General features: G+C 67.8%; 17 protein-coding genes. 5 read left to right on the top strand and 12 right to left on the bottom strand.

Annotated features, from left to right (window positions below):
• Window positions 1-4: 4 nt before the first annotated feature.
• From AB5S17_RS03235 to AB5S17_RS03220, 4 genes are all read right to left on the bottom strand, one after another.
• Window positions 5-1,027, bottom strand: coding sequence for an SIS domain-containing protein (locus AB5S17_RS03235; protein WP_369236048.1), 1,023 nt, complete (start codon window positions 1,025-1,027; stop codon window positions 5-7).
• Window positions 1,024-1,869: a carbohydrate ABC transporter permease gene (locus tag AB5S17_RS03230; RefSeq protein WP_369236046.1), complete on the bottom strand. Its 846-nt coding sequence runs from the start codon at window positions 1,867-1,869 to the stop codon at window positions 1,024-1,026. Before AB5S17_RS03230 ends, AB5S17_RS03235 begins: the two co-directional genes overlap by 4 nt.
• Window positions 1,870-1,872: 3 nt before the next feature.
• The gene (locus AB5S17_RS03225; RefSeq protein WP_369236044.1) at window positions 1,873-2,754 is read right to left on the bottom strand and encodes a carbohydrate ABC transporter permease; all 882 of its coding nucleotides are present in this window, start codon (window positions 2,752-2,754) and stop codon (window positions 1,873-1,875) included.
• A gap of 75 nt (window positions 2,755-2,829) precedes the next feature.
• Window positions 2,830-4,068 carry an extracellular solute-binding protein gene (locus AB5S17_RS03220; protein ID WP_369236042.1) on the bottom strand — a complete coding sequence of 413 codons (1,239 nt, stop codon included), beginning with the start codon at window positions 4,066-4,068 and terminating at the stop codon, window positions 2,830-2,832.
• A 143-nt stretch (window positions 4,069-4,211) separates the two neighbouring features.
• Between AB5S17_RS03220 and AB5S17_RS03215 the strand changes: the two genes are divergently transcribed.
• Entirely contained in the window at window positions 4,212-5,474 is a 1,263-nt protein-coding gene (locus AB5S17_RS03215) for an ROK family transcriptional regulator (protein WP_369236138.1), read from the top strand.
• A 257-nt stretch (window positions 5,475-5,731) separates the two neighbouring features.
• Here AB5S17_RS03215 and AB5S17_RS03210 read toward each other — a convergent pair whose 3' ends face one another.
• From AB5S17_RS03210 to AB5S17_RS03190, 5 genes are all read right to left on the bottom strand, one after another.
• Complete coding sequence (locus AB5S17_RS03210; protein WP_369236040.1) at window positions 5,732-6,517, bottom strand: SDR family NAD(P)-dependent oxidoreductase; 786 nt, start codon at window positions 6,515-6,517, stop codon at window positions 5,732-5,734.
• Between the two features lie 271 nt (window positions 6,518-6,788).
• Complete coding sequence (locus AB5S17_RS03205; RefSeq protein ID WP_369236038.1) at window positions 6,789-7,652, bottom strand: DUF296 domain-containing protein; 864 nt, start codon at window positions 7,650-7,652, stop codon at window positions 6,789-6,791.
• A gap of 8 nt (window positions 7,653-7,660) precedes the next feature.
• Window positions 7,661-9,292, bottom strand: coding sequence for an acyl-CoA synthetase (locus tag AB5S17_RS03200; protein ID WP_369236036.1), 1,632 nt, complete (start codon window positions 9,290-9,292; stop codon window positions 7,661-7,663).
• Complete coding sequence (locus AB5S17_RS03195; protein ID WP_369236034.1) at window positions 9,292-10,461, bottom strand: acetyl-CoA acetyltransferase; 1,170 nt, start codon at window positions 10,459-10,461, stop codon at window positions 9,292-9,294. Before AB5S17_RS03195 ends, AB5S17_RS03200 begins: the two co-directional genes overlap by 1 nt.
• Window positions 10,462-10,477: 16 nt before the next feature.
• A complete protein-coding gene (locus AB5S17_RS03190; protein ID WP_369236136.1) occupies window positions 10,478-11,365 on the bottom strand; it encodes an IclR family transcriptional regulator in 888 nt (295 codons plus the stop codon).
• A 172-nt stretch (window positions 11,366-11,537) separates the two neighbouring features.
• On the opposite strand from AB5S17_RS03190, the gene AB5S17_RS03185 reads away from it, so the two are divergent.
• From AB5S17_RS03185 to AB5S17_RS03170, 4 genes are all read left to right on the top strand, one after another.
• Window positions 11,538-12,560 (top strand): DctP family TRAP transporter solute-binding subunit, encoded by a 1,023-nt coding sequence (locus AB5S17_RS03185; protein WP_369236032.1) that lies wholly within the window; start codon window positions 11,538-11,540, stop codon window positions 12,558-12,560.
• A 145-nt stretch (window positions 12,561-12,705) separates the two neighbouring features.
• Window positions 12,706-13,203, top strand: coding sequence for a TRAP transporter small permease (locus AB5S17_RS03180; RefSeq protein ID WP_369236030.1), 498 nt, complete (start codon window positions 12,706-12,708; stop codon window positions 13,201-13,203).
• Window positions 13,204-13,205: 2 nt separating this feature from the next.
• Entirely contained in the window at window positions 13,206-14,552 is a 1,347-nt protein-coding gene (locus tag AB5S17_RS03175) for a TRAP transporter large permease (RefSeq protein ID WP_369236028.1), read from the top strand.
• Window positions 14,553-14,819: 267 nt separating this feature from the next.
• Window positions 14,820-15,125: a hypothetical protein gene (locus AB5S17_RS03170; protein ID WP_369236026.1), complete on the top strand. Its 306-nt coding sequence runs from the start codon at window positions 14,820-14,822 to the stop codon at window positions 15,123-15,125.
• Window positions 15,126-15,140: 15 nt separating this feature from the next.
• Here AB5S17_RS03170 and AB5S17_RS03165 read toward each other — a convergent pair whose 3' ends face one another.
• The 3 genes from AB5S17_RS03165 to AB5S17_RS03155 all read right to left on the bottom strand — a co-directional run bounded on the left by AB5S17_RS03165 (window position 15,141) and on the right by AB5S17_RS03155 (window position 18,319).
• Window positions 15,141-15,890 (bottom strand): GntR family transcriptional regulator, encoded by a 750-nt coding sequence (locus tag AB5S17_RS03165; protein WP_369236024.1) that lies wholly within the window; start codon window positions 15,888-15,890, stop codon window positions 15,141-15,143.
• A gap of 145 nt (window positions 15,891-16,035) precedes the next feature.
• The gene (locus AB5S17_RS03160) at window positions 16,036-16,986 is read right to left on the bottom strand and encodes a dihydrodipicolinate synthase family protein (RefSeq protein WP_369236022.1); all 951 of its coding nucleotides are present in this window, start codon (window positions 16,984-16,986) and stop codon (window positions 16,036-16,038) included.
• 298 nt (window positions 16,987-17,284) lie between these two features.
• Window positions 17,285-18,319, bottom strand: a complete 1,035-nt coding sequence (locus AB5S17_RS03155) for a proline racemase family protein (RefSeq protein WP_369236020.1) — start codon at window positions 18,317-18,319, stop codon at window positions 17,285-17,287.
• Window positions 18,320-18,321 lie beyond the last annotated feature (2 nt).

Here is an 18,321-nt window from a genome sequence, read left to right as displayed (position 1 = left end):
TGCGTCATTCGACCCGCGTGATCTTGTTGGAGCGGAGCGGCGTGCCGGCATCGGGAACGCGGCGCGCGGCATGGGCGATCATCAGGCGCTGCGCCACCGGCAGGATGCGGAAGACCGCGGCCATGCCGGCCGCCGGCGGCAAAGTCAGGTTGACCGCGCCCGGCACCGTCTCCCTCCCGGACGCATCGAGGACGACCGTCGGCGAACCCGCAGCGACGCAGGCGGCGGCAAGGCTCTTCACCAGCGGCTCGGACGGCTCGTCGGCGCAGAAGTGGAGGACGCCGATCCGGGGCCCGAGCATCTCCATCGGCCCGTGGCGCAGCTGCCCGCCCTCCAGGGCATAAGCGGGTTCGCGGGCGAGTTCGGTGAAGCCGAGGGCGATCGTCTCGGCAAGGCCGCGCAGCAGCCGGCCCGAGGTGACCACGGTATCGACGCCGGCCAGCGCCTCCACGGCCGCGTCGACCGGGCCATCCGTCCCGTCCCGCAAGGCTGCGAGCGCGGCACCCGGATCGGCTCCCAGCGCAGCCAGGATCGCGAGGTGCTGGGCGAAGGTGATCGTCAGGCTGCGCGTCGCGGCGAAGGCTTGCTCGCTGCCGCCGGCCCCGGTGAGGCACGGCACCGCGCGCCCGAGTGTCGAGCCCGCTTCGAGCGTCAGGCCGAACGTGTCCGGCGTCGCGCCACCCTCGCGGAGCCAGCGCAGCACTTCGCCGCTCTCGCCGGACTGGGAGGTCAGGAGGATGGTCGTCGCGTCGGCGGGCAGCGGCGAGACGAGTTGCTCGGACAGAGGCAGCGCGACCGCCGCGATGCCGAGCGCGCGGTAGAACGGCTCGACCGCCCGGCCGACGGCATGCGAGCCGCCCATGCCGAGCATCAGCAGCCGGCCGGTGCGCCGCAGCGAGGCCGCGATCTGCCCGGCCGTCTCGCGGCCGGCTTCGAAGGAGGCCAGCGCATCCTCGCCCTGCCGGGCCATCTCGCGATCGATCGCGGCCAGTCCCGCCGAACGGCCGGCGTCCTCTGGATGGGTCATCCCTTCACTCCACCGGTTGCGAGGCCGGAGATCACCGCCCTCTGCATGACGAGCCCGATCAGCACGGGCGGCAGGGCGGCGAGCAGCCCGCCGGTCGCGATCAGGCCGTAGTCGGCGACTCGGCCGGCCGCGAGATCGGCAATCGCCACGGTCACCGTCTTGGCGCGCTCGTCCGCCGTGAACAGCAGCGCATAGAAGAACTCGTCCCAAGCGAGCAGGAAGGCGAACAGCGCCGTCGTCGCGACGATCGGCCCCGCCAGCGGCAGGGTGACGATGCGCATCGTCTGGTCGAGCCGCGCCCCGTCGATCATCGCGGCGCTCTCGATCTCCTGCGGGATGGTGTCGAAGCCGGTCTTCAGGAGCCAGGTCGCGAAGGGCGCGAGGATCGTCAGATAGACGAGCGCAAGGCCGGTCACCGTGTTCAGCATGCCGAGGCTGGCAAGGCCCATGTAGAGCGGCACCGACAGCGAGACCGGCGGCAGCATGTAGGTCGCGATCACCGCGTAGAGCGACCACTGCACCTTCGGCGTGCGCGACACCGCCCAGGCGGCCGGAACGGCGATCAGGATGGCGCCGAGCGTCGCGAGACCCGAGACGAAGAGGCTGTTGCGCAGCGCCGAAAGAAATGCCGCGCCGGCGCTGTTCTGCGCCAGCGAGACGAGCGTGCGGTAGCGCGACAGGTCGACATGCTGCGGCCACCAGTGCAGCGGATGCGCAGAAAGGTCGGCCGAGGAGGAGATGCTCATCAGGAACAGCCAGACCATCGGCGCGAGGATGACGAGCGACATGACGATGGCGGCGCCATAGACGAGGATGCTGGCGAGGAGGGACCGGCGCTCCATCGCCTACGCCTTCGAACCGCTGCGGCGCATCATGGCGATGTAGGCCGAGGCGAAGACGGTGATGATCAGGGTGACGATCAGCGCCATCGAGGCCCCGGTGCCGGCCCGCTGGAACGAGAACGCCTCCTGGTAGACCAGGATCGAGAGGGTCCGCGTCGAGTTGATCGGGCCGCCCCGCGTCATCACCCAGATGATGTCGAAGACCTTGAAGGCCTCTATCGTGCGCAGCACCAGGGCGATCGTCAGCGGCCCGGCGAGATACGGCCAGATCACGAAGCGGAAGCGCGCCCAGGGACCGGCCCCGTCGACGATCGCGGCCGCCTTGATGTCGCGCGGCACCGCCTGGAGCGCGGCCAGCGCGATGAGGGCGACCAGCGGGAAGTTCTTCCAGCAGTCCGCCGCGACGATCGCGAAGAGCGCCGAGCCCGGCTGCCCGAGCCAGGAGCGATAGTCGGAGAGAATGCCGAGCTGCACGAGAAGGCTGTTCAGCGCGCCGTATTCCGGGTTGTAGATCAGCCGCCACAGCATGGCGTTGACGACGGTCGGCAGCGCCCAGGGCAGGATCATCAGCCCCCGCACGAAGGCCCGGCCGCGGAACTCCTGGTCGAGCAGCAGCGCCGCGAGGACGCCGAGCAGCATTTCGGCCGCGACCGAGAGCACCGCGAACCAGGCGGTGTTGCCCAGCGCGCCGAGGAACGGGCGGCCGGTCAGCACCTTGGCGTAGTTGGCGAGGCCGACATAGTCGCCGGAGGTGCCGACCAGCCGGGCATCCGTGAAGGACAGCCGCACCGTGTCGGCCAGCGGCCAGCCGATCACCGCCACCATGACGAACAGCAGCGGCAGCATCAGGAGCCAGGCGCGGGTGGTGATCCAGGCGCTCGACAAGGCGGCCTCGCTGCAAGGGGTGGAAGGGCGACGGCGCGGCACGCCCCGCGCCGCGCCGGTTTCATGCGAGGGGTGTCAGAGCCCGCTGTTCTCGGCGGCCGTCGTCAGCGCGTCCTTCGGGCTTTCCGCGCCGAGGATCGCCGACTGGATCGCCAGCTGCAGCGCCTGCGACAGCTCCTGATAGTGCGGCGTCGTCGGGCGCGGATACATCACGGCGAGCGCCTTCTTGGCGGCCGCGACGAGATCCTCCTGGCCCTTGGTGACGGCGGGATCGTCATAGGAGGACTTCCAGATCGGCAGGCTCAGCTTGGCGTACTGGTTCTGCACGGGCTGCGAGGTCATGAAGACCACGTACTTCCAGGCCGCGTCCTTGTGCTGGCTGGTGGTGGTCACGCCAAGGCCCATCGAGCCGTTGACGGCCGAGAGCTCGCTGGTGCCCTTGTGGCCGGGTGCCGGCTCGACCCCGACCTTGCCCGCCACCTTGGAGTCCTTGGCGTCGTTGGCCATGTTGTACATGTAGGTCCAGTTGAGCGCGAAGGCCGCGTCACCGTTCTCGAAGACCTTGCGCACGTCCTCCTCGAGATATTCCTTCGAGTTCGGATTGGTGATCCCGTCCTTCATGGTCGACACCATGTATTGCAGCGCATCGAGGCCGCCGTCGGTCTGGAAGACCGGCTTGCCGTCCTTGAGGAACTGGCCGCCATAGGCCGACAGGATCGTCGCATAGTCGCAGATCGCCGCCTCGGCCTGCGACCAGCTCCAGACGATCGGATATTCCAGCAGACCCTTCTGCTTGATCGTCTTGGCGTCCGCCGCCAGCTCTTCCCAGGTCTTCGGCGGCTCCTTGATGCCCGCCTTCGCCAGGATGTCCTTGTTGTAGTAGAGATATTTGGTGTCGAGGATCCACGGCATGCCGTAGTACTTGCCGTCGTACTGGACGGTCGTCCAGGCGCCGGGCAGGACGCCCTTCTTCATCTCCGGCGTGATCTTGTCCGTCTCGTCGACGAGGACGTTGTCCTTGGCGTATTCCGCCGGCCAGATGACGTCGAAGAGGACGACGTCGTAGCCGCTGCCCGACCCCTGGGCGAGCACCGTCTTGTCGTGCAGGCCCTCATAGGGGACGAATTCCAGATCGACCTTGATGTCCGGATTGGCCTTGGTGAACTCGGCCGTCATCGCCCGGACGTCGGCTTCGCTGTAGGCCGCCTGCGCCATGAACAACGCCCGGAGCGTCGTCTCGGCGAAGGCCGGGGAAGACAGGAAGCCTGCGGCGAGCGCAGCCCCCATAACGGTCGAGAGAAGGCGATGCGACATGACCAGCTCCATCTGTCTGTGTCCGCGGACCGCCCCTCCCAGAGCGGTTTCCGACGAAGGTTGCGGGACTGCACTCGATTAAACCAAACAATTTGGGTTAATCGTTGCCCGAGACTTCGGCATTGTCAACACGTGCGAGCGAAATGGTCACCGCCAATCCGATCCGAGCCAAGCAGGGCGCCAATCTCGGCGGCGCGAACGCCCACAACCGCCGCGTCGTCATGGAGGCGCTGCGGGTCAACGGCGCGCTGTCGCGGGCGGACCTCGCCCGCGCGACCGGCCTCACCGGCCAGACCGTCTCCAACATCGTCGCCGAACTCACCGCCAGCGGCCTGGTCACGGCAGACGCGCCGGTGCGGATCGCGCGCGGCCAGCCGGCGCGCCCGGTTCGGCTGGTGGCCGAGGGCGCGTTCTCGATCGGCGTCCAGATCGATCGCCACGCCACCCGGGTCGTCGCGGCCGATCTTCTCGGCCACGACCTCGTTCGGCTGGAGGCGCCGCTGCCGGTCGGCGATCCCGAGACCGGCCTGGCGGTGATCGCGGAGCTCGTCGCCGGTACGCGTCGCCAGCTCGGCGTCGTCTCTCCGGGCGCCGAGCGCCGGCTGCTCGGCCTCGGCCTCGCCATGCCCGGCCCGTTCGGTCTCGCGCCGGACGGCGACGACGCGTGGATGATGTCGGCCTGGCAGAACCGCCCCATCCTTGCGGCGCTATCGGAAGCGACCGGCCTCGCCGTCGGGCGCCAGAACGACGCCGCGGCGGCCGCGACGGCCGAACGGCTCGCGGGCGCCGCACGCGGTCTCGACGACTTCGTCTATCTCTATCTCGGCTACGGGCTCGGCGCAGCGATCTTCGTGCGCGGCGAGATCCATGCCGGCGCGCACGGCAATGCCGGCGAGATCGGCATGGCTCTCCCCTTTCTCGCCGCCGGCTCGACCGGCCGGCCGATCGAGCACGTCGCCTCGCTCGCGGGCCTCTGCCGCCGGCTCGGGCTCGATCCGTCCGCGCCCGGCCTCTTCGAAGCGCTCGATGCGGCGGTTGCATCCGGCTCGGCGGATGATTGGCTGGAGGAGGCGGCGGCGTCCCTGCGCTGGGTGGTGCAGGTGCTGGAGACGCTGCTCGACCCGCAGACCGTCGTCTTCGGCGGTGCCGTGCCGCCGTCGCTCCTCGGCGCGCTCCACCGACGCATGCTGCCGCTTCTGCCGGCCCATGTCGACCGGCCGGGACGAGGTCTGCCGCGCCTCACCCTCGGCCGCGCCGATCCCTGGATGGTGGCGATCGGCGCTGCGGCCGAGCCGATCTCCCGCACCTTCGACCCGCGCTTTTCCGCCATCCAGAACGCTGGCGGTGGATCGGCACTGCAGGGGCCCGACGCCGATCGGCGCGGGGTCGTTCCGACAAGCCTCTGAGAACGCAGCGAAACGGAGCAAGGATGGGCGTCCTGCCGCTCGGCCGAAGCGCACGCGGACCGTGCCGACAGCGTCGTCGTCCAACCAAGCGCGAACCGTCCGGAGCCGTTCCTGGCGCAGGCGGTTTGCAATCGCCGCGCGGTACACATGGTGTTACGCATGACCCGTCCGCGGAAGCATCCGGACAGCGGCTCAATTGCCTTCGGGTTCGCCTTCCGACGCTTTGCCTTCCACCGCTCCGGCAGGTCCTCGCCTGCTCATCCGTCCCGGGTTTCGCGCCGCAATGTCGGCAGGCCGATGCCGGCGGCATCGAAGCCGCCGTCGACGCCGAGGATCTGGCCGGTGATGTAGCTCGATCGATCCGAGCAGAGATAGAAGATCGCGTCGGCGAGTTCCTCTTCGAGGCCGTACCGTTCGAGCGGTATGGCATCGCGATAGTCGGCACGGATGGCCGGACTGTGGACGGCCTTCGCCATGGCGGTGTCGACGGGCCCCGGCGCAACGGCGTTGACGCGAATGCCGAGCCCGGCCAGTTCGACCGCCTGCTGCTTGGTGAGATGGGCGAGCGCCGCCTTCGACGTGCCGTAGGCGACGCGCAGCGTCGAGGCCCGCAGGCCCGAGATCGAGGTGATGTTGACGATCGCGCCGCGGCCGGTCCTGGCCATGACGGGCGTGCAGGCATTGGTCATCAGGAAGGGCCCGCCGAGATTGACGGCGAGCACGCGCTGCCATTCGGCGGGAGTGGTTTCGAGCAGCGGCTTGAACACCGCCGTCCCGGCATTGTTGACCAGCGCGTCGAGCCGGCCGAACCGCGCTTCCACCGCCTCGACGGCGCGTGCCACCGCATCGACTTCGGCAACGTCGGCGGTGATCGCCAGCGTATCGTCCGGCCGCGCGAGCGCCGCCACGGCCGCCTCCTGCGCCTCGCCGTCGATGTCGAGCAGCGCGACGCGCCAGCCCTCGGCGAGGAAGCGCTTCGCAGTCGCCAGGCCGATGCCGCGCGCCGCGCCGGTGACCAGCGCGATCTTCCGATGTTCGGTCATGGGTGTGTTCTCCCTCAATTTCTCCTAGACCGGAAACCTCGCGGATCCGGATACCCCCCTCTGCCTGCCGGCATCTCCCCCACAAGGGGGAAGATTGAAGACGTTTGACGAAGTCGCCTCTCCCGAAACGCCTGCCCCCGCTCGACGGTCAGGTGATTGGGGCCGGCAATGAAGCCGCCTGATCTCCCCCCTTGTGGGGGAGATGTCCGGCAGGACAGAGGGGGGGTGCCTCGGCACAAACGCCAGAAAGCGAGCGCCCCTTCCCGCCCCCTCACCCCTCCGGCACGATCACCAGCTCGAAGGTTACGCAGACCGGATTGTCGCCGCGCACCAGCACGCCCTCGACGATCGTGCCGTCCATGGCGACCACCGCGACGTCGAGGCGGGCGCGACTCTCGGCCAGCCGGCCGTCGCGGACGAGAAGCTCCGAGGCATAGGACTCCATCGCCGGGCCGTTTTCGAAGCGGGCGCCGTTGAGGCTGCCGATGCCGTGGATGCGGGCGGCGGTGATGCCTTCGTCTGCGCAGACGGTCTCGATCGTCTCGCTGACGTCCTGGTTCGGACGGAGCGTTAAAGCGAGCGCAGCTGAGGTCTTCGGACGCGAGGCAGATCGCGTCGGCGCGGGCGAACCGGCCGGTTCGGCCGCAAACAGCCGGAAATTCGTCTCATCGTCCTGCCGGGATTCGAACACGGCGCCACGTAGGCCAAAGCCTGTCACCCGCACCGGTTCGGCGGCCCGGCTCTCGGCCGGCAGCATGTGGCCCATGGCGAGCGCCTCGCCGTCCGCTCGCCACAGGCCGTGGCAGTGGACGAAGGCGACGCCGTCACGGCGGCCGACGATGGCGCCGGCCTCGCGGACGCTGACGGTGCCCTCAGGCGCAAAAGTTTCGGAATACCAGGCGGCATGGCTCGGGCCCGGCGAGCCGGCCGGCATGACATAGCGAAAGGGCGACAGACGTGCGGCGGCGATGGCGACATAGCCGGCGTCACAGCCGGCTTCCGCGACGCCGCGGCCGAGCCCGGCTTCCATCGTCTCACCGGGCTCGATCGCGAAGTCGAGCGGCACCGCCTCGGCCCAGGACTTCGCATGCCGGATGGGGGCGGCGGGACCGGGATGCCTGATCTGGCGCAGCATCGCCATTCTCAGGCCGCGGCGCCGCCGGAGAGAAGCCCCCGCTCTTCGAGGGCCTCGCGCACCAGCTTCTTGGTGATCTTGCCGTAGGCCGACTTCGGCATCTCGTCGAAGAAGACGAAGCGCTTCGGCAGCTTGTAGCGGGCGATCTTCTCGGCCAGGAACGCGCCGATCTCCGCCTCCGACACCGTCTCTCCGGGGACGGCGACCAGAACCGCGATGCCGACCTCTCCCCAGTCGGGATCCGGCACGCCGACCACCGCCGCCTCCGAGACCTTCGGATGAGCGAGGATCTTCTCCTCGATCTCGCGCGGATAGATGTTCGAGCCGCCGGAGATGTACATGTCCGAGGCCCGGCCGGTGATGAAGAGATAGCCGGCTTCGTCCCGATGCCCGAGATCGCCGGTGCGGAACCAGCCGTTCCGGAACGCTTTCGCATTGGCCTCCGGATTGTCGTAATAGCCGGCGAACACGGCCGGCCCGGTGACGCAGATCTCGCCGGTTGCCCCGAGCGGCAGTTCGTTGCCGGCCTCGTCCTGGATCGAGATCTCGATCCCCGTGCGCTCGAAGCCGCAGGTGCCGAGCCTCGCCGCCTCGTCGTCGAGGCTGTGCTCTGCAGGCGGCAGGACCGTGATGTTGCCGGTGACCTCGCCGAGGCCGAAATACTGCACGATCACCGGCCCGAGCTTTTCCAGTGCCCGCTTCTGGTCCGCCCGGTACATCGGCGCGCCGGCATAGATCACATGCCGTAGCGACGAATGGTCGACTTCGTCGACGGACGGGTGCTCCACCAGCCGCTTCACGATGGTCGGCACGGTGAACATGTTGGTGATCTTGTAGCGCTCGACGAGGCTCCAGGCCTCGGCCACGTCGAAGCGATCGGAGGGCATGAGCACCGTCGTCGCGCCAGCCGCGACCTGGGTCAGCTGGTGGACGCCGGCGCCGTGGGACAAGGGCGCGACGACCAGCGACACGTCGTCCGGCCCGGTGCCGGGCATCAGGTCGTTGAGATGGTTGACGGCGACGAAGGCCATCTGGCCATGGGTCAGCACCGCCGCCTTCGGCCGTCCTGTCGTGCCTGAGGTGAAGAAGAACCAGCAGGGATCGTCTCGGTCGACCGGCGTGTTCCGCACAGACCGGCCGAGATGTGCCGCGACCAGCGAGTCGTAATCCTCGCCGAAGGCCGCCTCGCCGATGGAGATGACGAACTCCGGCGCCTTGGCAGACTTCAGGCAGGCCTCGGCATGGGCCGGGAAGCTGGCGTTGCAGATCATGCCGCGCGCGCCGCTGGCTTCCAGGAGATAGGCGACCTCGTCCGGCGTCTGGCGGTAGTTCGTGGGCACGTAGACCGCACCGAGCCGGAAGCAGGCGAACATCGCCTCGAACATCTGGTTGCAGTTCTGCGACTGGACGAGGATGCGGTCGCCTTTCGTCACGCCGAAGCGCTCCTCGAGCGCCGCGGCCATGGCGTCGATGCGGGCGTCGAACTCCCGCCAGCTCCACTGCCGCTCGCCCCAGACGAGGGCGGGCCGGTCGCCGAGCCGGCGGCTCGCCCGCGTGACGAGATGGGCAAGGTTGGAGACGCGCGTCGATTGCGGCGCGACCCCGCCCTTCGGCGCGCCGGTCCCGGAAGCCTCCGCCATCACTTCACCCGCTCGAGGATCGACACGTAGTTGGCCACGGCGGCGCCGCCCATGTTGAAGACGCCGGCGGTCTCGGCGTCCTTGATCTGCATGTCGCCGGCCTCGCCGATCAGCTGCATCGCCGCCATCACGTGCATGGAAACGCCGGTCGCGCCGATCGGATGGCCCCTCGACTTCAGGCCGCCCGACGGGTTCACAGGCAGCTTGCCGTCCTTTCGGGTGATGCCCTCGCGCACGACCTTGTAGCCCTCGCCGCGCTTGGCGAGGCCCATCGCCTCGTATTCGATCATCTCGGCGATGGTGAAGCAGTCATGGGTCTCGACGAGGTCGAGATCGTCGAGGCTCAGTCCCGCCTGGTCCAGCGCCTTCGCCCAGGCCGCGCGGGCGCCGGCAAATTCGGTCGGGTCGCGCCGCGAGATGGCGAGCACGTCGTTGGCGTGCTGGCGCGCCCGGAAGGCGATCGCCCGCTCCAGCGTCTCGGCGGTCTCCGCGTCGGCGAGAACGATCGCCGCGGCGCCGTCGGAGACCAGCGAGCAGTCGGTGCGGCGAAGCGGCCCTGCGACGTAAGGGTTCTTGTCGGAGACGGTGTTGCAGAAGTCGAAGCCGAAGTCCTTGCGCATGTGGGCGTAAGGGTTGGCCATGCCGTTCGAATGGTTCTTGGCGGCGATCATGGCCAGCTCCTCGGAGCGGTCGCCGAACTTCTGGAAGTAGGTCTGCGCGATCCGGCCGAAGATACCAGCAAAGCCGCCCTCGACCTCGGCCTCCTCCTCGCGGTAGCTGGCGCCCAGAAGGATATCGCCCACCTCGACGGTCGGGATCGCGGTCATCTTCTCGGCGCCGACGACGACGGCGATGCGGCCTCTGCCGGATTCGATGAAGTCCATCGCCGTATAGAGCGCGGCCGAGCCGGTGGCGCAGGCGTTCTCGAGCCGGACCGCCGGCACATGGCCGAGCCCGTCATGGGCCATGCCGACCAGCGCTCCCTGGAAATCCTGCTTTGAGAAGCCGTTGTTCATGACGCCGACGAAGATGCCGTCGACGTCCTTGGTCTCGATGCCGGCATGAGCGATGGCGGGCCCGACGACCTCGCGCATCAGCGCTTCGGTCGAAGGCGCCTCGACCTTGCCGAAATGGCTGTGCGACCAGCCGACGATGCGTGCCCTGCTCATGATCCGATGCCTCCCTTTAGAACCCGCTGGCGGCGTTCGCCGCGTTCGTTCCGGCCGTCGCGACGGCGTCCTCGGACAGCCGGCCGGCGGCCGAAGCGTCGAAGCGGCGACCGAGCCGCGCCTCCACCTTGCTGATCTCGATCGCCAGATGTCCGGCGAGCTCCGCCTGACGGGTCTCGCCCATCCGGCTGTCGATCGCGGCGATCGAGAGTGCTCCGGCGATGCGTCCGTCCGGATATCGGGCGGCCATACCGATCGCCCAGGAATTCTGCAGCACCCGGCCGGGATTGAGAGCATAGCCGCGGCGGCGGGCGAAGGCGACATCGGCAGCGATCGCCTCGGCGCCGTAGCTCGGATAGTGTTCCGCCAGAACCGCGGCATTGGCCGCCAGCACCCGCGTGATCTCGCCGTCGGGCAGCGCCGCCAGCATCGCCATCGCTCCGGCGCCGACGCCTAGCGGGTGGCGATGACCGGGGAGCAGCGCATGGGTGCGAATCGGGAAGGCGCCCTCCTCGCGGTGCAGGCAGACCGAGGAGTCGCCCTGCCGCACACAGGCGAAGCTGGTGTCGCCGCTCGCCTTCGACAGGGCCGACAGGCTCTCCAGCGCGCAGTCGAGGAAGCCGAAGCGGTGGGAGGCGAGGATGCCGAGGACATAGGCCTCCTCGCCGAGGAAATAGCGCCGGCTGACGGCGTCCTGTTCGACGAGACGCGAACGGATCAGCGCGAGGACCAGCCGCCGCGCGGTCGGCCGGTTGAGCCCGCTGTCGGCGACGATGGTGGCGAGCGTCGTCCCACGCTCGCCATGGCGAGCGATCATGGACAGGAGCGTCAGCGCCCGATCGACGCTCTGCGCTCCTCCGCCTTCCGCCAAGGCTCGTGGCAGCCGCTCCAAGCTGCACCCCATCCAGATTGTGGACATCGATTTCGGTCGTCATTGTCAGGGAATGGATAACAACTTGCAAGCGCCGCGCTGGAATGGCAACCTGACGAATGCTGGTCGTCGGCCATGTCCATCATATGGACCTCTTGGAGGAGAGAGGCGCGACATCGAGACATCGGTCCCGGGAGGAAAACGCATGAAACTGAAGCATCTCGCCGCCGCCGCGGCTCTCGTCGCAGCCGTCGCCGCCACGGCGATGACGCCTGCCGTCGCCAAGACCTATCGCCTGTCCCACAACACCAACGACACGACGACGTGGCAGAAGGGCGCCGAGAAGTTCAACGAGCTCCTGAAGGAGAAGTCCGGCGGCAAGATGGACGTCCGCATCTTCCCGATGGCGCAGCTGACCGGCGGCGACCAGATGAAGCAGGCCGAGATGGTCGGCCGCGGCGCCCTCGACTTCGTCGTGACTTCGGCGATCAACGTCACGCCGCTGGTGCCGGAGATGGCGGTGTTCTCGCTGCCCTATCTCTATTCCAACTACGATGACGTCGACGCGACCACCGCCGGCGCGCCGGGCAAGCGGATGACCGAGATCATGGCGAAGAAGGGCATCATCGTCCTCGCCTGGGGCGAGAACGGCTTTCGCGAGGTCACCAACAACGTCCACCCGATCAAGGCGCCGGCCGACATGAAGGGCCTGAAGATGCGCGTCGCCGGCCCGATGTACATCGACGTGATGAACGCGCTGGGCGCCAATCCGCAGCAGATGCAGTGGACGGAGACCTTCCCGGCGCTGCAGCAGGGCGTCGTCGACGGCCAGGAGAATCCGATCGGCGCGGTGATCATCCCGCAGCGCGTCTATGAAGTGCAGAAGTACCTCACCACCTGGCACTACTCCTACGACCCGATCTTCGTCGGCGTCTCCAAGAAGCTGTGGGACAGCTGGGACGACAAGACCAAGGCGATGGTGAAGTCCGCCGCCGAGGAGGCGATGGCGTACCAGAAGAAGATCACCCGCGAGGATACCGCCAAGGGCGTCGACTTCCTGAAAGAGAAGGGCATGCAGGTCTACGAGCCGACTGCGGAGGAGATCGACGCGTTCCGGAAGGCGACCAAGCCCGCCTTCGACACCTGGGCCAAGAAGGTCGGTCCGGATCTTGTCGCCCTGTTCCAGAAGACCATCGCCGACCACGGCCAGAACACCGGGGCGAAATAAAGCCAGCATCGAAAGGCCGGCCGGCTCTGCGGCCGGCCCTTCGTCTCCCCGCCGTCCTGCTGCCGCCCGGTGGGACGGCCCCTCTCATCGCGCGGCGGACTGAAGCACCGTCCGCCAGCGCCTTCTTCATCCGATGAGAACTTCGATGCGTCACCTCCTCGACGAGGCGGAAAAGATCGTCTGCGCCGTCATCTTTCTCGGCATGACCGGCCTCGGCTTCGTCAATGTCGTGGTGCGCTATCTCACCAGCTATTCCTTCGCCGCCACGCAGGAGCTGCTGCTCGACGGCTTCCTCCTCCTCACCGTCTTCGGCGCGGCGATCGCCGCCCGGCGGGGCGAGCACCTCGCCGTCACTCTCTTCACCGATTTGCTGCCGGCTCCGGCGCGCCGCGTCGCCGTGGTGCTGTCGGCCGCGCTGTCGATCCTGCTCCTCGCCCTGTCGGCCCTCTTCACCTTCCAGCTGGTCGAGGACCAGTACCGGAGCGGCGTGACGTCTTCGGGCATGCAGATCCCCGAATGGTATCTCTCGGTGGGCCTGCCCATCGGCTTCGCCCTGATCGCCATCCGCCTCGTTCAGGCGGGCTTTGCCGAATGGCAGCAGGCCGGCAATCTTCCCGGAGCCGACGGCAAGGGAGGGATCTGACCATGCTGGATCTCGATCCCGGCACGCAGATGGTGATCCTGTTCTTCGTGCTTCTCGCTTTGCGCGTCCCGGTCGCCTTCGCCCTCGGCCTCTCCTCGCTCTATGCCATGTGGCAGATCGGCTTCGGCCTCGATCTCGTCGGCGATCTCCTTTCGAGTGGCATCTCCAAGTTCTCGCTTCTCGCGATCCCGTTCTTCATTCTCGCCGGTGCGCTGATGGGCACGGTCGGCATCGCCGAGCGGATGATCCGCTTCTTCCGCGTCCTCGTCGGCGACCTTCCCGGCGGCATGGGCGTCGTCGGCACCGTGGTGTGCCTGTTCTGGGGGGCGGTGTCGGGCTCAGGCCCGGCCTCGGTGGCGGCGATCGGCCCGCTGATCATCCGCGGCATGGAAGAGGATGGCTATCCCAAGCCCTTCGCGGCCGCGCTCGTGTGCACCGGCGCCGCGCTCTCAATCGTCATCCCGCCGTCGATCGGCCTCGTCATCTACGGCGTCATCGCCGACACCTCGATCGCCCAGCTCTTCATCGCGGCGATCGTCCCCGGCCTCGTGATGGGCGTGCTGATGATCGCCGCCCTGCCCTTTGCCGGCAAGGCCCGCCATGCGGCGGCGGCGGCATCAAGCGCGGGGGGCGCGACGGGCGGCATCGAGGGTCTTTCGCCGAGCGCCTACCGCGGCATGGGCTATCCCGCCCGCCTTGGCCGGTCCTTCCTCGACGCCTTCTGGGGTCTGCTCACCCCGGTCGTGATCCTCGGCGGCATCTATGGCGGCGTCTTCACGCCCACCGAGGCGGCGGTGGTCGCCACTGTCTACGCGATCTTCGTCGGCCTCTTCATCTACCGGACCCTGCGCTTCGCCACCCTCTATCAGGCCCTCGTCGACGCCAGCGCCTCCTCGGCCGTGGTCATGCTGGTCGTCACCTTCGCCAGCCTGTTCGGCTGGGTTGTCACGGTGGACGACCTCGTCGGCAAATATTCCGGCGCCCTTCTCGCCCTCAGCGACAACCAGTGGGTCATCCTCGCGGTCATCATGCTGGTCGTCCTCGTCGCCGGCATGTTCATGGACGCGGTGACCATCATGTTCATCGCCCTGCCGATCTTCCTGCCGGTGGTCCACCAGCTCGGCTGGGACCCGGTCTGGTTCGGCGTCGCGCTGATGGTCAACCTCGCCATCGGCCTGTTCACGCCGCCGGTCGGCATCAATCTCTTCGTCGCCGCGAACATCACCCGCATGTCGCTGGAAAAGATCGCGCTCGGCGCCATCCCCTTCCTCGTCACCAGCCTGATCGGCCTGGCGATCATCGCCGCCTTTCCGCAGCTCTCGCATGTCCTCCTCGCCTGGATGCAGTGATCCCGGCAGAGCCGGACGGCCTGGCGCGGCGCTCGGCGCCCACACGACGTGCGGCTCCTGCCGCCGCGGGTTCAGAGGGGACGTCGATGCAGCCGAAGTTCGACGATCGGCCCGACGAGATCAGGCCCTCGTTGGCGCTCGCCTTCGACCATCGTGGTCGCTGCCGCTCACAGACCTGAACGATCGAGGAGTCTTCGTTCGGCTCGCGGCTGCCGCAGGACAGCGGGGCGATCAGACCGCAGGTGCACCTGCGACACACGGGCGATCGTGGTCCAGATCGCGCCCGAAGCCTATCGCCTGGCGGCTTACATCCGCCCTTTCCAAGGGACGGCTCGCCGCTCGAGGAAGCGCATGACCAGATCGAAGGCACAGGCGATCGCGGCGATCACCACGATGCCCGGGATCACCGTCGCGGTCTGCAGGGACGCCTATCCGGGCGGCAAGGTCGACGGCGGCAAGACAGCCTTCGTGCAGCCGTTCAGCCGCGGACCGAAGGCCGATCTCACGGCACCGGGGTGCGCGGCACGTCGATCGAGCCGGAACTCTGCGGCTTCGCAAAGCCGCCGAGCGTGACAACCCGGGATTTCCTCAGCGCGCGATAGCCTTCGATTCCGCGAAGAGGAACTCCATCAGCACCCGCGACTCCGCGACGGCCCGCTCGTCGTCGCCCGCGACAATTGCCTGACAGACGGCGGCGTGGCGCTCGGCGGATTCCATCATTCCATCGCGTCCGTGATACTGGAACCAGAAGCGTCGGCTGTGGATCTGCAGAGGCGACAGGATGCGCGGCAGAAAGGGATTGGCGGCAGCACTGCTGATGGCCTGGTCGATCGCCTTGTCCTGCTTCAGGTAGCCTGCCACGTCTCCGTTCTCGGCGCAGGCCCGCATACCGTGCATTCCTTCCAGAATGACCTTGCGCTCGTTCGGGCCGGCATAGCGCGCCGCCGAACGAGCCAGGAGCGGTTCGAGCGTCAGCCGTGGCTCGATCGCACGGGGATAGTCCTCCGGGCGGATTTCGGCGATCTTCACGCCGAGCCTCGGATGAACCTCGGTCAAGCCCTCCATGGTCAAGCGCTGGATCGCCTCACGCACGGGGGTGCGGCCGTAGCCGACGGTCTCGATGATCGACTTCTCCGTCAGCATGCTCCCCGGCCGGAAATCGAGCACGACGATGCGGTCCTCGATCGCGAGGTAGGCTTCGTGGACCTGCGAACGCTTGAGCATGACGCGACGATTCCTCCCGGTCACCCCCGACAACGCGCAAGTGGCGTGTGGGATGACGTATCGCGCAAGCTGTAGGCTGACCGGAAAGGATTGTGAAGCCTGATATATCTTCACGCGACATCTGCAGCATCTGCTGTCAACGACGGAGCAAACTCAGACGGAGCAAGCGCGCGCCAGTCGGGCGGAATATAGCAGGCCACACAGGGGAAGTAGGCGCGACGATCGGCGGAGGAGGATGTGCCGCGCGGCGCCCGCTTCGTCAGGCTGCACGCGTGTTCGAGCTCTCCTCGCTCCAGCCGGCGTACCATTCGCGGAAGATTCGGAACTGGCTTTCCGCATAGCTGCGCTGCGTCTCCGTCAGCGCGTCGGTTTCGTTGAAGTGAAACCGATATGCGTCGTCGCCGGTCAGCGTCATCAGGTATTTGTAGTAGAGGACAAGATCCGGCCCCTCGTCGAAGGAGGAGAGAACAGACAGGGCCTCGTCGAGTTCGCGTGCGCGGCGCCGCGCCTCCGCGTCTCCGGCGGCCGCGGCCTGCGACAGGCGGACCAAGTGCAGCACCTCCTGCGGCAAGACGTTGCCGATGCCGGTGATCGCGCCGGCCGCACCGCAGTTGACGAAGCCGTGGTAGACTGCCGTGTCCACGCCGACCATCAGCGTGACCTCATCGCCGCTGGTGATGTTCTCTGCCGCGTAGCGAAGGTCGTCCGGGCCCCCGAACTCCTTGAAGCCGACGAGATTTCGATGCTCCGCGCGCAACGCGAAGAACAAATCCGCCCGCGTGGCAAAGCCGTAGTACGGGCTGTTGTAGATGACAGCCGGGATGTTCGGCGCGGCCGACAAGATCGCCTTGAAATGCGCCCGCTGGGCGGACGGTGATGTGCCGCGTGAGAGAACGCGGGGAATGACCATCAGACCATCCGCGCCGACCTCCTGGGCATGCGCCGCGTGCTCTGCCGCCCGGGCGGTGTTGATGGCTCCCGTACCCACGATCACGGGAACGCCGGCGCCGACGAGACGCGCGACGCCTTCCATACGCTCCTGATCGGTCAGGAGCGGCCAGTCTCCCATCGAACCGCAATAGACGACGGCGCGCATGCCGGCACCGACCAGTTCTCGTCCCTTCTGGACCAGAGCATCAAAGTCCGGCCGGCGATCCGAGCCGCAAGGCGTCATCAGTGCCGGTACGCAGCCCGAGAAGATGTTCGTCACCCTCGTCCCTTCCATGATCCAAATATATTCGTCATATATCAGTATCAGATCCAGCGTTGATGGACAAGGACGCGAAGCGTTCGCCGGCACCTATCAGCGAGCGCTGGTCGCGGCCGACCGGCGGGTCGGTCCCCAAACTGGAAGAAGCGGAAACGACCGGGAACCGGGTGTATAGCTTCGCTTGTTGCAGACCTCGTCGATGACTTGAAGGAAGCGCAGGCCGAGGTGGTCGGGGACGTCTCGGAGGCCGCCAGCACAGGCACGGCCCGCCGGTGCGGGCACGATCAGGACTTCGGGTTCATCGGATCTTCTGCGGCCAGGTATCCGTCAGCCGATAGCCTTCCGGCCACGGATCGTCGGGGTCGAGCATGTCGATGCGTGTGCCGGTGATCCAGGCACGGCCGGTGACTTCCGGCGTGATCGCCGGTTTGCCGGCAAGCGTGGTCTCGGCGGCGATTCGGCAGTCAAACTGCGAGCCGATGATCGAGCGGGCGCGATAGCGCTCGCCGAGAGCCATCTCGCCCTTGGCGTGAAGCACGGCCATCCGCGCGGAACAGCCGGTTCCGGTCGGGGACCGATCGATCTTGCCGGGCTGGATGACGACGGCGTTGGCGCCGGTCCAGCCGCCCTCCTCGCGCGTGAGCGGCGCGGCGATCTGGCAGAAGGATATATGGTTCCAATCCGCATTCGTCGGATGCGAGAAGCCGAGCTGTTCGTTGGCCGCGCGCGTGATCTTGACGCCGGCCTCCGCGATTTCGCGCGCCTCGTCGGGGGTGATGGCGAAGCCGAGGGCTGCCGCATCGGCAATGACGAAGCTGTCGCCGCCATAGGCGGTATCGACCGTCAGCGTGCCGAGGCCCTCGACCTCGATCGTCGCGTCGAGAGCTGCGGCGAAGCTCGCGACGTTGCGCACGGTGATCCGTTCGGCCTTGCCGTTGCAGCAAGCGGCCGTCACCTCGACGAGGCCGCCGGGCGCTTCGAGCGAGAGCTTCGTTTCCGGCTCCGTCATCGGCACGATGCCCGTGTCGAGCAGAACCGTCGCCACGCAGATCGAATTCGAGCCCGACATCGGCGGCGTGTCTTCCGGCTCCATGATGATGAAGCCCATATCGGCGCGCGGGTCCTTCGGCGGCACCAGCAGATTGACATGCCGGAAGACGCCGCCGCGCGGCTCGTTGAGGACAAATCGGCGAAGGTTTCCGTCCTTGGCGACGAAGCGGGACTGCTGCCACAGCGTGTCGCCGGGCGGTGGGGCGACGCCGCCGACGATGACGTCGCCGACTTCTCCCTCGGCATGACAGCCGACGATGTGGATGGTCTTCGTGCTGCGCATGC

Source organism: Jiella sp. M17.18, assembly GCF_041027365.1.
In the GTDB taxonomy this organism is placed as follows: Bacteria; Pseudomonadota; Alphaproteobacteria; order Rhizobiales; family Rhizobiaceae; genus VKMB-3413.
This window is presented reverse-complemented; position numbering and strand designations above follow the sequence as displayed.